11 protein-coding genes and 1 other RNA gene are annotated in these 14,425 nt (G+C 48.1%); 2 read left to right on the top strand and 10 right to left on the bottom strand.

Features of this window, described 5'->3' with window-relative positions; all coding sequences use genetic code 11:
• Positions 1-260, bottom strand: a 260-nt coding sequence (locus AK95_RS08690; RefSeq protein ID WP_162487558.1) for a transposase, incomplete at its 3' end; no start/stop codon positions are given.
• 352 nt (positions 261-612) lie between these two features.
• Positions 613-1,743 (bottom strand): protein kinase family protein, encoded by a 1,131-nt coding sequence (locus AK95_RS08685; RefSeq protein ID WP_071219565.1) that lies wholly within the window; start codon positions 1,741-1,743, stop codon positions 613-615.
• 792 nt (positions 1,744-2,535) lie between these two features.
• Here AK95_RS08685 and AK95_RS08680 point away from each other — a divergent pair.
• Positions 2,536-3,321 carry a type II toxin-antitoxin system PemK/MazF family toxin gene (locus AK95_RS08680; protein WP_071219564.1) on the top strand — a complete coding sequence of 262 codons (786 nt, stop codon included), beginning with the start codon at positions 2,536-2,538 and terminating at the stop codon, positions 3,319-3,321.
• A 474-nt stretch (positions 3,322-3,795) separates the two neighbouring features.
• Here the strand turns inward: AK95_RS08680 and AK95_RS33395 are convergent, their stop codons facing one another.
• Entirely contained in the window at positions 3,796-4,251 is a 456-nt protein-coding gene (locus tag AK95_RS33395; protein WP_074961820.1) for an HNH endonuclease, read from the bottom strand.
• 255 nt (positions 4,252-4,506) lie between these two features.
• On the opposite strand from AK95_RS33395, the gene AK95_RS08675 reads away from it, so the two are divergent.
• Entirely contained in the window at positions 4,507-5,298 is a 792-nt protein-coding gene (locus tag AK95_RS08675; RefSeq protein ID WP_071219563.1) for a nucleotidyltransferase domain-containing protein, read from the top strand.
• Between the two features lie 88 nt (positions 5,299-5,386).
• Here the strand turns inward: AK95_RS08675 and ssrA are convergent.
• The 7 genes from ssrA to AK95_RS08640 all read right to left on the bottom strand — a co-directional run bounded on the left by ssrA (position 5,387) and on the right by AK95_RS08640 (position 14,174).
• Positions 5,387-5,751, bottom strand: a transfer-messenger RNA (tmRNA) gene (gene ssrA / locus AK95_RS08670).
• 341 nt (positions 5,752-6,092) lie between these two features.
• On the bottom strand, positions 6,093-6,572 hold the full coding sequence (gene smpB, locus AK95_RS08665; protein ID WP_071219562.1) for an SsrA-binding protein SmpB: 480 nt from the start codon (positions 6,570-6,572) through the stop codon (positions 6,093-6,095).
• A gap of 150 nt (positions 6,573-6,722) precedes the next feature.
• Entirely contained in the window at positions 6,723-9,368 is a 2,646-nt protein-coding gene (gene rnr, locus AK95_RS08660) for a ribonuclease R (protein ID WP_071219561.1), read from the bottom strand.
• A gap of 195 nt (positions 9,369-9,563) precedes the next feature.
• A complete protein-coding gene (gene secG, locus AK95_RS08655) occupies positions 9,564-9,794 on the bottom strand; it encodes a preprotein translocase subunit SecG (RefSeq protein WP_009593367.1) in 231 nt (76 codons plus the stop codon).
• A gap of 264 nt (positions 9,795-10,058) precedes the next feature.
• Entirely contained in the window at positions 10,059-10,508 is a 450-nt protein-coding gene (locus AK95_RS08650; RefSeq protein WP_071219560.1) for a PaaI family thioesterase, read from the bottom strand.
• 97 nt (positions 10,509-10,605) lie between these two features.
• Complete coding sequence (locus tag AK95_RS08645; protein ID WP_071219559.1) at positions 10,606-12,282, bottom strand: long-chain-fatty-acid--CoA ligase; 1,677 nt, start codon at positions 12,280-12,282, stop codon at positions 10,606-10,608.
• A 101-nt stretch (positions 12,283-12,383) separates the two neighbouring features.
• A complete protein-coding gene (locus AK95_RS08640; RefSeq protein ID WP_071219558.1) occupies positions 12,384-14,174 on the bottom strand; it encodes an acyl-CoA dehydrogenase family protein in 1,791 nt (596 codons plus the stop codon).
• Positions 14,175-14,425 lie beyond the last annotated feature (251 nt).

The raw sequence follows: 14,425 nt of genomic DNA, 5'->3' as shown, positions 1-14,425 counted from the left end.
GGCTTAAACAAAGCAGCGGTATCCATGAGAGAAGCGTCTGATTGAGCCATATGATTGAGTACGTCCAGTTTAAAGCTTGCCGGATAATTTGTATAGCCGTTAGTAAAGGCAGTCTCACCATGCATCTTATAGAGCTTCAACCAATATTGGAATTGAGACTTGGTAACGCCCATTTGATTTGCGTATTCTGTCTGAGATAGAAGATCAGAGTCATACCCTTGAATTAATGCCAATTTGCTATCCTTCGTAAATTTAGTCATAAAAAAACTGCACCTCCAACTGTTAGATGTGTCTAACAATTGGGGTGCAGTTCAAAGGAGACTGGCTTGTTTTCAAATTCTATTCGATTTTACCCATTACTCTACCATTAACCTCTTTATGTCTTCTAACATCGAAAGATCTCCAGACTTTTTAAGTAAATCCAAAATAATTTCCATTCGATCATACAAAATACTCACGTAATCTCGATTATAATGGCACCTTCCATAGGTGCATCAGGAAAGTTAAACTCTTTACAAAATTAATACCCAATACAGTTGGTGACAGTCCAATAATTTAGGATAAGAGCAGTTGTTGCTCGTATCATAATAAAATTATCAAAAATTCAGTTAGTCAGAATGGCAAATCATCATCAGTAATATTAATTTTAATACCACCTAAACGAGTTTGAATATTATCAAGCACAATTTTTTGCTTGTATGGATCTAATCTTACCAATAATTGATAGAAATTTTTCACATGTTGGACTTCTATATCACACTTATTATTATATGCATAGCTTCCTTTAATGAAACATCTGATAAGCTGAGAGTTATCTTGTATAAACGTTTCAAGTGAACTACTACGGATTAGAGTCCCTAATTTATTGAGTATACTATCAATATCATTTATTGTCTCGTATTTATCGTTATAGTAAGAAATGTGACTAACTAACGCATCAGCAAATTTTTTATACGTATCCTTCTCAGTTCCTGAGAAATTAATCTCACTTATCACTCCTTCAGAAATGGCTTGGGAAATATCGTTAAACGAAGCGTAACGTTCGTATTGTTCTAATTTAGTCATCTTATCTAAAATATGATTAAACTTAAACCTCTCTACCTCTCCTTTAGCTCTAAGGATGTTCTGAAACAATTTCCCAATAAAATAAATCTCAGATTGATGGTTATATATGCCTTCTAATTGAGTCTCATTAGGCCATTGAGTGACTGGCCAATTAAGAAATACACTTTCTCCCCCAGTCTCTTCAAACTCCAATCTTTTACCGAACCCAAAATCTATAATCTTCACACTTTCATTCTTATCTATAAGTATATTTGCAGGACGTATGTCTCTGTGTAATATGTTCTTTTCTTCTAAGTATTCAAACGCATATATAACTTCTTTAAAGATGTCTTCCCAATCTTTCCAAAAACTCGGCTCAAACTCATGAATAGCTATTCCTTCCACATACTCCATTTGTAAATAGCCAGTCTTGGCTTCGGAATACAAATAATAATTAAAAACCCTTACAATATTATTGTGAGATATGTTAAATAGAATTTTTATCTCGTCAACAAAACGTCTATAGGTATCATCTGAGTTGTTCCCATCTTTAGGAGCATATTTTTTAAACGCAAACAGCATATCAGTTGTCTCATCCTTAAAAAGGTGAGCATCTCCAGTTCCACCAGATCCCAATGGAGAAATATACCTGAAATTTTTCATGCTATCAAATTTCACAAGTTCTCCTGACACCAACATAGTAATCCCCCTTGTATCAACTTGAAAAATATGGTCTCACAACTTATTTGAGGTTGTCAATACAGAAATATCTTATGCACTCCACTAGGATTCATTGTCAACTCTCCGCCTGTGACGAACAGAAGAAGACAAGCAGTCTGGTCTGAGGGAAAGCATTTTTAGGACGTTGCTAGAGTAACAACTGCTACGTACAGAGGTACCGCCACGTCCATTATCAGAAATATATCGTATTCGAAGGTAGCGAAGCCGGAAAGCCTAGAGCCAGAGCGGTTTACGGTTTACCCCTTTCGATTCCGAACAAGCAAAAAAGTGGCCTCACAAGGTCGCTTTTATGTATTGAGGCGAGGGGAGTCGAAGCCCTGTCCGAAGATAACGAAAACACAAGCTTCTACGGGTGTACCCGAAATACTAAACACTATATGAACTATGGTGAAAAATCGGTAACACCTTCTTATATGCATACTTCAGAGTATATGTTTTTTCCTTTCCATAAGGCATGGTAGCGATTTTCACACGTGCATAATCAAGCTAGCTCTCTCTTAGTACTTTCTTCACCAAGGCAATACTCCGTTTTTTTCCTTAACTACACAAATATATTAAGGGCATACTTTTACGGGTTGGAAATAGATTTCCCATATCAGAGCCACATAAGCTTCTGTGGATGTAATGAAAGTTTTGATGTCGGCTCAGCAAGCTCCTATGAGTTGCTTCTATTAATTAGCCAATAAAAATTTAAATTACATACCGACAAAAATGATATACTTGTGAAAAAGAAAGGGGTTCTTGAAGAATATGGATATGAGGCAACGTAAAAAGTTTAAGAGTTTAACAAAAAAAAGACCTGATGGAACAAGACTATGTGATGGAAAAATGGCATCTGATGACCCAGAATTAATATTGGCCTTATTAGATGTATCTCAAGATTATTCTGGCTTTGTGCGTGACTTCAATATGCATGATGCTATTAACATAGTACTAGGGTTAGATCTATACAATAAGGATAAACAAGCCAGAATGTATCCAGAGTTTTCCGCATTTACAAAGCTGAATTTTAACAAAGAGATAGGAAGGGTTGTAACAGTCGATTTCTTTGGACATTTCGGTACGGAGTTAGCGTACGAACACCCTGCAATTGTAGTAGGATCTGAAGGTTCTTCTGTGTTAGTAGCCCCTCTTTCAACTCCTGCTTATGGAAAAGCACGTGCTTCTCATGTTGATTTGGATGTAGCTTCAGGTGTTGTTACACTTAACTGTGCGATACTCTTAGAGAAGGTCAGATCAATTAGCAAAAATAGAATTATTGCTAAACATCGAAAATTATCTGGGCATACAAATACACCAACAAATCCAAACTACGGGAAAGAAAAATTACAAGAGATTGATGAGAAATTGGCAAGATTATTAGTGCCACATCACTATACCCGTTATAAAGAAGCAAAGCTGGAATTAGATAATTTGCAAGAACAATACAATAAAGATAAGGAACAATTACAATCAGCTATAGATAAAATAAAAATACAAGAAGAAGAAATCTTATATTTAAAACAACAGTTGAAAGCTGAAATTACCAGTGCATAAGTTTTTATTCGAAGAAGTGGACGTTTCACAATAAACTTGAAAAGAAGACCGAACTGGTTTATAATGAAGTTACAAATTATCTCAGGTCATGGACCAGCGTATTTATACGCAACATTTAAGTCGGCTTTAGGCCAACCGAAACCTTGATGGACTCATAATCCACAAGGTTTTTATCTTTTACAGAGATAACTGAAGCTGTTTTTTAGTTAATCTTCTTTCTGAGTTACTCTAATCAATCAGCTTGCTGAATAGTCTCAACTTGTGCCCGAATGGACAGTTCCTTCTCTGGCTTCACAAATCTGAAGATACACAAGCATAAAGCACCTACGCTTTAATGGCCTGCACTTCAAGATGGATGCAAGAAATCCGAAAATTTTACAGTGGATATGGTTAACCATTAATTCGCTCGTCAACAAACGGCTGCGATCATTGAAGCTCACTGCACCACGATTCCCAAATCATAAATCTAAGCCTTTACTCAAGTGTCCCTTTTTTCATTTGACGATGTCTGTATTTAGCTAGAAAGATACGCCAGCAAAGCTTCATAAGATTTGGAACAGAGTGTGCGTTTTCTTTGAGATAGGACAATGCAGAACGGTTTCCTCGTTTCGTATTGCATTCGCTGCATGAAGCGATCAGGTTTTGCGGAAGATCCGAGCCGCCTTTGCTTGAGGGGATAATATGGTCCACTGTCGTGGCGTGTCGTCCGCACCACAAACAAGTGTGATGATCTCGTTTCAGTGCAGCTTTTCGATAGTCCCGAAATAAGAACGGATTATAAAGCAATTGGATCGTCTGCTCATCAATCCAAACAGCTCGCGATCGCTCAACTTCCCGCCAAGCCCGATGGGGTAAACATGGTGTTAGTTGTTGACCATCCATATTGAGTACCGTGATCAATGGTTCCTCTCCATCATGACTATGATTCATCGATTTCACTCCATCTGTACGACATGTTCTACCCTATAGTATTAATATAAAACAAAAACACCATCCTCATGCGGATGGTGTTCATTATGATGGAACCGAGGGGAGTCGAACCCCTGTCCGAAGATAAGCCTCTACGGGTGTAGTCAGAGTTTTGGTGTCACCTGAGTATCACCCGTTTGACAACGAATTAACCACAATGATATATTGGCGTAATACCCATTTATATATGGGTCCTATCTTTAAGGAGTGCATAGCATGATGTTACCCGTTCACGAACGCTTCATTAAGCAGGCAAAAAAGAAAATCAGTCGAGATAATCGACTTACTGGCCTCCTTGCAGGTGGCTCCATGATCCACGGAGCCATGGACGAGTATAGCGATCTAGATTTAGTCATCGTGTACGATAACGCGTATCGCAATGAAATTATGGAGCAACGCATTCAGCTCGCAGAAGAGCTCGGGCAATTACTGTCGGCATTCACAGGTGAGCATGTCGGCGAACCACGTCTGGTTATTTGCCTATACGGCCCACCGTTGCTTCACGTGGATCTAAAGTTCATTTCGAAATCAGAGCTTAGGATACGAACAGAGAATCCGATTGTGCTTTGGGAGAGAGACGAGGAGATCAGAACGATCCTTGCCGAGACATCCCCTGCCTATCCATCGCCCTCTATGCAATGGATGGAGGATCGGTTCTGGGTTTGGGTGCATTACGGTGCGGCGAAATTAGGAAGAGGCGAGTTGTTCGAGCTCATCCAACATATTACGTTTATTCGCAATGCAGTATTAGGACCGTTGATACTCATGCGTAACGGCCATCTTCCAGCGGGAGTCCGACGGCTAGAGCAATTTGCTGAAATAGAGATGGCTGAGCTTCGGGACACGATTCCACTCCACAGCTACGAAAGTTGTTACCGTGCGTTAAAGGCCACTATCAAGCTATATCAACGTTTACGCCAGGCTTCTGATGGTTGGATACGCAAAGAAGAAGCCGAACGCAATTCAATTGCTTATCTTGAAACCGTATATTCCACTATCCATAAATAAAAACATCTACAAGTCAGTGAAATTTATTATTCACACTTATCAGCTATTCTACAGCAAAAACCACAACCTATGCGGTTGTGGTTTTTATGTATGGAGGCGAGGGGAGTCGAACCCCTGTCCGAAGATAACGACAACACAAGCTTCTACGGGTGTAGTGACAGATTTGATGTCACCCTAGGAACTCCCTGTCACCGGATTCCCTTCAGGTCAGCCTGATTGTCTTCTTCAGCTAGCCCCAGGCGGAGACTAGACAGCGTATCCCACTAAAGTTGAGCCCTCATCCCGGTACATGGGCGATACAGAGCGAGAGCACGCTCACAGGTTATTAAGCTGCGAAAGCGTAGTTGTTTTGTTGTTTGCCGTTTAATTGGCTTTAGCGTTGATGAAGTGGACGCGTCCCCACTACCCGCTACTCATGCCCGAACTATCCCCGTCGAATCCAAAAACGCCCCCTTAAGTTGGAGAAATGCCGGTGCTTGGCACCTTGGCGTTCCTGCCAAAAAGGGCTATCGGATTAAATCAAAGAATATTCAGCCATAGCAGTCGATTGATGCCGCACACTCTTTCCCTCCAAGAAAGAAGAATGCGCCAACTGTATGCTGATTGTCAAAGATCTTATTGATCTCTCTTACATCACTTAGTATATCACATTTTACATCAAAATGATATATACAATGCAGGTAACACAGCTAAAAGCTGCCAGCCTGGCTAGTTGCTCCATCATTTCTAGGCAAATATCTCATACGGAGATCAAACTTAGCTTTCATCACCTACATGAGAATTACCCAATACCATTACCTTGCAATCTTCTGCTTCTCGCGCAGCGCACGCTGGATATCGCGTTGTGCATCTTTCTTAGCGGCATCGGCACGCTTGTCGTACTGACGCTTACCTTTACCGAGGCCCAGCAATAACTTGGCATAGCCGTTGCGAACGTAAATCTTCAGCGGTACAATCGCGTAACCGTCCTGCTTGGACAGGCCCAGCAGCTTGCGGATCTGCTCCTTATGCAGCAGCAGCTTCCGTGTCCGCGTAGGATCCGTTGGGTTGTTGCGGTTTCCCTGCTCGAACGGACTGATATGCATGTTATGGATATGAATCTCGCCATTCCGAATGGTAGCGAATGCATCTCCGATATTGACGCGGCCGTTCCGTATGGATTTGATCTCCGTTCCGGTCAGCACCATTCCGGCTTCATACGTATCCTCGATGAAGTAATCATGGGAAGCTTTTTTGTTCTGGGCCAGAACCTTCCCGTCACTTTTCTTACCCATGGTCTCACCCCTTGTCATCAACAATGATAATGGAAAAAGGACTTCCGGCAGACCGCCAATGCAATCTCACCAGAAGTCCATTGTATCAAACGTCAGCCTCCAAAAGCAAGGTGGGGCAAGCGCCTCCGGCGATAGATCAGGAGGAGAATGTTACTTTTTCTTCTTGCGGACAAAAGCGGCCGTGCCGTTTCCGCCCTTGCTCTTCCGTTTGCGGCCACCGCCGCCGCCGGAGTTGCCACCAGCATTGCCGCCTGGTGTTGGACCTTCGCCGATGAAAATGCCGCTGCCCGCCGTCTTCTTGCGTCGACCCTTGCCGCCGGCACCACCGGAGCGCGCGTTGCGGTCAAATCCCAGGGCGCCGCCGCTGGCGGAGCTGTATCCGCCTTTGCCGGAGCCAAAGGCGAAATTCGACGCCTGCTGCTCGCCAGCTCCAGCAGCTGCTTCACCGCCACCGCGCGCACCACGCCCGCTCGGCGGGGCATCGCCGCGGCCACCCTGGCCGCCGGCGCTGTCCTTGCGGCGCCCGCCTGGCGCGCCGCCTTCAGTCGCGCCGCGCTTACCGCCGCGGCCCTTACCCCCGCGGGCTGCGCCATCGCGGGCACCGAACCCGCGGCCGCCATTGCCGCCGCGGTCGCCTTCGCCGCGCCCTTGACGGCGCGGCTTCATATCCACCATCTCAAAATCGATGGTGTGATCGTCCATGTTCACCTTCGCCACGCGAACCTTCACATCATCACCGATGCGGTATACCTTCGAGGTCCGCTCCCCGATCAGTGCCATATGGCCCTCATCGAAATGATAATAGTCGTCGGTCATCGCACTGAGACGAATCAAGCCTTCCACCGTGTTCTCCAGCTCAATGAACATACCGAAGCTGGTCACGCTGCTGATAATGCCTTCGAACTCTTCGCCGACCTTATCCAGCATGAACTCGGCTTTCTTGAGCGCTTCCGTATCGCGCTCCGCATCCACGGCCACACGCTCGCGCTCCGAGGATTGCTGAGCGATGTCAGCCATCCGGCCCGCCAGCACCTCATGACGCTTCTCATCCAGCGCACCGCCGTTCTCCAGCACTTCCCGGATGACCCGGTGAATGACCAGATCGGGGTAACGCCGAATCGGAGACGTAAAGTGAGAATAATATTCCGCAGCAAGGCCGAAGTGACCCGTGCTCTCCGCGTCATATTTCGCCTGCTTCATCGAACGGAGCATCATCGTGCTGAGCACCGTTTGCTCCTTCGTGCCTTGAATGGCTTCCAGCAGGTTTTGCAGCGCACGCGGATGGATCGAGTTGCCCCGTCCCTTCACCTGATGCCCGAAATTGGCCGCGAACGCCATAAAGTTCTGCAGCTTCTCCTGATCCGGGTCCTCATGGATCCGGTAGATGAACGGTACTTTCAGCCAGTGGAAATGCTCAGCCACGGTTTCGTTGGCCGCCAGCATGAATTCCTCAATGATCTGCTCCGCGATGGAGCGTTCTCTTTTGACGATATCCACGGGTTTGCCGTTCTCATCCACGATGACTTTGGATTCCACAAAATCAAAATCCACCGCCCCCCGGCGCATCCGGCGGTTCCGCAGCTTCAGGGCCAGCTCGCGCATCAAGCGGAAATCCTCCACGAGGTCACTGTAACGCTCGATCAGCTCCGGATCCTCGTCCACCAGGATTTTACGTACATTGTTATACGTCATCCGTTCTTTTGTACGAATAACACTCGTGAAAATATCGTGCTTCACAACTTTCATCTGCTCGTTGAATTCCATCTCACAGGACATCGTCAGACGATCCACCTGCGGATTCAAACTACATATGCCGTTGGACAGACGGTGCGGGAGCATCGGAATAACCCGATCCACCAAATACACACTGCAGCCGCGATTGTAAGCTTCCTTATCCAGCTCGGAGCGGTCACGGACGTAATAACTGACATCGGCAATGTGAACGCCCAGACGGTAGTTCCCGTTCGGTAAACGTTCCACATTCACCGCATCATCCAGATCCTTGGCATCTTCGCCGTCAATCGTCACAATGTTTAAGCCACGCAGATCCCGGCGTCCCTGCTGTACAATCTCTTCTTCCGTAATGGCATCCGGCGCTGCATCCGCCTCAGCCAGTACTTCCTCCGGAAAGCCTTCCGGCAACTGATGCTTGCGGATAATGGACAGGATATCGACGCCCGGATCGTCCTTGTGACCCAGAATCTCCACCACTTCGCCCTCGGCCGCCGCTCTTCCTTCCGGATAGCTGACCAGCTTCACCACGACCTTCACGCCATCAACGGCTCCGTTAATCGCATGCTTCGGAATAAAAATATCCCGGTTGATCCGCTTGTCATCCGGCAGCACGAAGCCATAGGCTTCATGGTTCTGGAATACACCCACGACCTGGGTGACGGCGCGCGTCACGATACGGACCACTTCGCCTTCCATTTTGCCGCCGTCGCTGCTTTGGGAACTGATCCGGATAAGCACGATATCTCCATTCATCGCACTCTTCAAGTCATTGGCATGAATGTACACATCCGGGTGCTCGCGATCATCGGGAATCAGAAAGGCAAAACCCTTCGCATGAGCCTGCAGTCGTCCGCGCAGCAAATTCATCCGTTCCGGCACGCCATATCGCTGGGTGCTGGTCAGAATGATTTTTCCGGATTGCTCAAGCTCATTCAGCAGCTTCAAGAATTCCCTGAATTCATGGGCATCCTTAATGGCAAAATGCTGCTCCAATTCCTGGTACGTCATCGGCTTGTATGCAGTTTCCCGCATAAAATTCAGTAATATTTCTTCAGTTATCATCATTATCACCTCGGGGAACCTGCAATTTCATCGTTCCGCTATCCATTCTTTACCTTCATATACTCATACCCTAGTATACACGAATTTAATCCTCGGTATCCTTCCGAACACCGTCTTAACCTATGTATTCCGAAATTCAGGCAATAAAAAACCCCCGCTCTTCCAAGAGTGAAAAAGCGAGGGTAACGTAAATTGTTATTTCAACATAGCAACAACGATGGCCAAAATCATAAATCCTGCTGCAAGACCTACCGTTGTACGCTGCAGTACGAGATCCATACCGCGAGCCTTTGTTTTACCAAAAAGATGTTCCGCACCGCCGGAGATGGCACCGGCAAGACCTGCGCTTTTCCCTTTTTGGAGAAGAACGACAGTAATCAACCCGATGGAGAAAATAACAAGCAACACTTCAAAAAATACAACCATGACTTCCACCTCCTACGTATGTAAACATCTAAATTTATTATCTGAAGAGACATTCTAGATTCTACATGAAAAACAGCATTTTTATTGTACCACAGCTTTATCGAGCTGACAAGGAGTACGGATGAATCACCCCAACCAGAATCATGTCATTGATTCACCTTTTTCTTCTGTATTCCCTTTGAAGTAGCTGCAGCTCACCCAAAAATAAATGGCCTGCCCCTCCAGCGTTGGCAGACCACCTGTTTCATAGCAGCCAAGGCTGCTTTATTTCACTCGAAAGGATCCTGTGCTGATCGCCACAAGCTCGCCCTTCTCGTTCGTAATTCTGCATTCCGTCGTTACCGAACGATGCGTCTGATGCACGATGCTTGCCGTTACGGTAAGGACACCTGCTCTGGCCGGCATGACAAAATGCACGTTCAGATTGCTCGTCACCGTTGATTCGCCGGGGCGCTCCAGCATGACGGCAATGCCCATGGCGTTATCCATCAATGAGGAGAGTACGCCGCCATGCACGATACCCATCATATTCATATGATGTGGTTGGGCATCCAGCGTTACAACAACCGCCTCCGAGCTGGAAGACGCAAGCTTGCAGCCGAGATATCCCCAGAAGGTGGGCTCCGCCGCTTGGGTCATGGCCTCAATGTACGCCTCCCGGTCGAATTCCGGCTGCCCGGTCTTCGTATCCGGATTGGCATTGGTATGATTCATCAGGCCGCCTCCTTTTTTGTTATGACGTCGTTAGTACTGTATCCATTCCAGCGGGATAACATGAATCACTTAACGTGCCTACTCCGCTATCTGCGCTTCAGCCTGTTCTGCCTTCCTCTTCTTCCTCCAGCAGCTTGCGGCGCAGCACCTTGCCTACCATCGTCTTCGGCAGCGAATCGCGGAACACGTACTCGCGCGGCACCTTATAGGCGGCCAGCTGACTGCGGCAAAACTTCTCAAGGCCCGAAGGGTCCGGAGACGCGCCATCCTTCAGCACGATATAAGCTCTAACGGTTTCGCCGCGATAATCGTCCTTCGTTCCGACAACAACGGCTTCCTTGACGGAAGGATGCTCATACAGCACTTCCTCGATCTCCCGAGGGTAAATATTGAAACCGCTTGCAATGATCATATCCTTCTTGCGGTCGATGATCGTAAAATACCCCTCTTCGTCCATCGTTGCCATATCCCCTGTGAACAACCAGCCGTTTCGCAGCGTGTCGAACGTCTCCTCCGGCCGGTTCCAGTACCCCATCATCACCTGCGGTCCTTTTACAATTAGCTCACCAGGCTCCCCGACGGGCATTTCTTCGCCCGTATCGGGATCGACTACCTTAGCATCCGTATCCGGAACAGGTACGCCGATGGTGCCGATTTTGCGCCTTCCCCAGATTGGATTCACATGAGTAACCGGGGAAGCTTCAGTCAGGCCATAGCCTTCGATCAGCCGGCCTTTGGTCAGCTCCTCGAACTCATCCTGCACCTCAACCGGAAGCCCGGCAGAGCCGCTGACGCAAGCATTAATCGAAGAGAGGTCATATTCCCTGATCTTGGGATGATTAATCAGTGCGATATACATGGTCGGCGCGCCCGGGAAGAGCGTCGGCTTCATTTTTTTGATCAGGTTCAGGATCATCGTCACTTCGAATTTCGGTACCAATATCAGCATGCCGGCACGGTAGATGGCCTGGTTCAGCAGCACGGTCAGTCCGAACACGTGAAAACAGGGCAAAACCGCCAAATAGCGCTCCTTCCCATCCTCCACCTGAAAGCACCAGTTCGCCGACTGCAAGGTGTTGGCGATCAGATTCATATGCGTCAGCATGACGCCTTTGGGAACGCCCGTCGTGCCGCCTGTGTACTGGAGCAGGGCCAGATCCCTCTCCGCCTTCACGGGTTCGCAGATCGGGTCATTCGGTGAGCTCGCAAGCAGCTTTTTGAAGGCATGGACGCGGCTCCCGTAATTGACGACCGGAAGAGGGCCCTCCTTCTTGGCTTTGATCGGGTAGAGGAGATTCTTGGGGAATGGCAGATAATCCGCCACGGACGTGACGATCATATGCTCCAGTTCCGTCTCCTCGATGACTTTTTCAACGCGGGACACAAACATATCCATGGTAATGATGATCTTGGCACCGGAATCCTTCATCTGATGCGCAATTTCCCGCTCCATATAGAGCGGGTTGGTCATGACGGCAACGGCTCCGGCCAGCAGCGCGCCATAATACGAGATCACCACCTGCGGGCAGTTGGGCAGCATGATCGCTACCCGGTCGCCCTTCTTAATTCCTTTGCTGCGGAGCGCGTTCGCCATACGATAGGACGACTCCAGCAGACTTCTATAGTTGATCGTCTTGCCCATGAAATACATGGCCGGCCGATTCGGAAACTTCTGTGCCGACGTCACGAGAAATGATGCCAAATTCTGTTTCGGATAATCAAAAGCGGGGGCTACTTCGGGCGGATAAAACGGCAGCCAAGGCTTTGTATCCATACAAAACCAACCCTTTCCTAAGGAATGCTCCTTCTTTCCTACTCCAAGAAAAATCTCTCTCTTTTGCGGTTACTTACGCATCGTATTGGCGTTGACGCGTGTTACACCGTGTACCGCTCGTTCTTGACCACGCGGGCTGCGATGCTGCGCTTGAGGGCCACCGTATCGACCGGCGTGCTGCGCGTCAGTTTTTTGAGCACCGACAGCTGCATCCGCAGCATATCCCCGGTTTCGACTGAGGCCAGCGTCTCTTTCGCGAGTGCTTCAATGCGCTGGAACGCCTCGTATGCAAACACCTGCGTCATCTCGATCATGCTGGCTGCTTTTTCCTCGGAGGTGCGTTCAATTTGCTTGCGGGTACGCAGCAGCGCACTCTCGAGAGCATAAATATCAATCATCATATCCGCCAGATTGGACAAGGCCTCCTGCTCTTTCTCCAGCTTCGTGCCGAACTTCTGTACCGCCATACCGCCTGCAAGGAGGAAAATCTTCTTGCTCATCTCCAGGAAGTGCGCTTCCTGCTCCAGTGTGCCCTCAAAGGTTTGGCCAGGTACCAGCTGCAGCAGCTCACCTTGGAGACCTTGTGCTTTTTGCAGGAGCGCGATCTCACCCTTCATGGCCTTCTTCACGAGCGTGCCCGGAATCAGGAGCCGGTTGATCTCGTTCGTGCCTTCAAAGATACGGTTGATGCGGGAGTCCCGATAGATGCGTTCCACCTTGTACTCTTGGATATACCCATAGCCCCCGTGAATCTGTACCGCCTCGTCTGCCACGTTATCGAGTCCTTCCGAACAGAACACCTTGTTGATCGAGCATTCGATGGCATAGTCGGAAATGGCCGCAGCCGAGTGGATTCCGGCATCCTCGCTGTTGTAATCGATGTCCTGCATCGCTTCGTCCAGCAATCCTGCCGTACGGTACACCATGCTCTCCATCACGAAGGTGGTGATGTTCATCTCGGCCAGCTTCTTGCGCATGAGCGGGAACTGCGAGATAGGCGTATCGAACTGTTTACGGGTGTTAGCATATTTCGCGCTCAGCTCGATCGATTCCTTCGCCGCACCGACCGTACCGGCTGCCAATTTATATCTGCCGATGTTCAGGATGTTGAAGGCGATCCGGTGGCCTTTGCCGATCTCGCCGAGCAGGTTCTCCTTCGGCACCTTGACGTCTTCGAAAAAGAGCGGACGCGTCGACGAGCCCTTGATGCCCATCTTCTTCTCCTCCGGCCCGAGCGTGAAGCCCTCCATCTCCTTCTCGACAATGAACGCGGTGAAATGCTCCCCGTCAATCTTGGCGTAGACGATAAAGATATCCGCAAATCCGGCGTTAGTTATATATAGCTTCGATCCGTTCAAAATATAATAGTCACCGTCATCCGACAAGCGTGCCGTCGTTTTGGCGCCCAGCGCATCCGAGCCGGATGTCGGCTCCGTTAAGCAATAGGCCGCAATTTTCGCGCCGGTCGACAGATCCGGCAGGTACTTCTGTTTCTGCTCGGTCGTGCCGAAGAACACGATCGGCAGCGTTCCAATCCCGACATGAGCCCCGAAGGAGAGCGCGAAGGACGATCCCTTCGCCAAGTTTTCGTTAATAATCGTAGAGCTGACCTTATCCAGTCCGATCCCGCCGAACAACTCCGGCACATCGGCTCCGAGCAGACCCAGCTCGCCTGCTTTGCGAAGCAGGTCTACCGTCATCTCGTAATTCAGCTTCTCCAGCTCTTCATCATGCGGTACGACTTCCCCGTCGATAAAATCACGCACCGTCTCGCCGATCATGCGATGCTCTTCCGTGAAATCCTCCGGTGTCAGGATGCGCTGTTTATCGGGATTATCGATGACAAAGCTGCCGCCTTTGATTTTCGGTTCTTTGGTTTGGTTATCGCTCATGATTGGTTTCCCCTTTCGGAATGTGGAATAAGGTGGAGTGCAATGAAATGCCTAGGTGTTGCTAGGTTGCGAACTTGCTGGTTGATCATAGATGATGCATGCGTGACTGTGGCGCAAAAATGTCCGCTCCGCGTGCGGATTGTACTTCCGATCGCTGTTGAGTTTGGATTTCCGGGAATGAATCTATCCATAGTAGAAATCCAAACTCAAAGGCGACCGCTGCCGCTTCTCCAGTACACTTCCGCTCTCTC

It is taken from the genome of Paenibacillus sp. LC231, from assembly GCF_001860525.1.
In the GTDB taxonomy this organism is placed as follows: Bacteria; Bacillota; Bacilli; order Paenibacillales; family Paenibacillaceae; genus Paenibacillus_AQ.
The sequence above is the reverse complement of the archived record's forward strand: the minus strand, read 5'-3'. Positions and strand labels throughout refer to the sequence as shown.

Coding starts and splice junctions, on each gene's coding strand:
- smpB (WP_071219562.1), bottom strand. CDS start 6,572: ATGGGTAAGAAAAGTGACGGGAAGGTTCTGGCCCAGAACAAAAAAGCT.
- AK95_RS08645 (WP_071219559.1), bottom strand. CDS start 12,282: ATGGATACAAAGCCTTGGCTGCCGTTTTATCCGCCCGAAGTAGCCCCC.
- AK95_RS08650 (WP_071219560.1), bottom strand. CDS start 10,508: ATGAATCATACCAATGCCAATCCGGATACGAAGACCGGGCAGCCGGAA.
- AK95_RS08640 (WP_071219558.1), bottom strand. CDS start 14,174: ATGAGCGATAACCAAACCAAAGAACCGAAAATCAAAGGCGGCAGCTTT.
- rnr (WP_071219561.1), bottom strand. CDS start 9,368: ATGATAACTGAAGAAATATTACTGAATTTTATGCGGGAAACTGCATAC.
- AK95_RS33395 (WP_074961820.1), bottom strand. CDS start 4,251: ATGAATCATAGTCATGATGGAGAGGAACCATTGATCACGGTACTCAAT.
- AK95_RS08685 (WP_071219565.1), bottom strand. CDS start 1,743: ATGTTGGTGTCAGGAGAACTTGTGAAATTTGATAGCATGAAAAATTTC.
- AK95_RS08675 (WP_071219563.1), top strand. CDS start 4,507: ATGATGTTACCCGTTCACGAACGCTTCATTAAGCAGGCAAAAAAGAAA.
- secG (WP_009593367.1), bottom strand. CDS start 9,794: ATGGTTGTATTTTTTGAAGTGTTGCTTGTTATTTTCTCCATCGGGTTG.
- AK95_RS08680 (WP_071219564.1), top strand. CDS start 2,536: ATGGATATGAGGCAACGTAAAAAGTTTAAGAGTTTAACAAAAAAAAGA.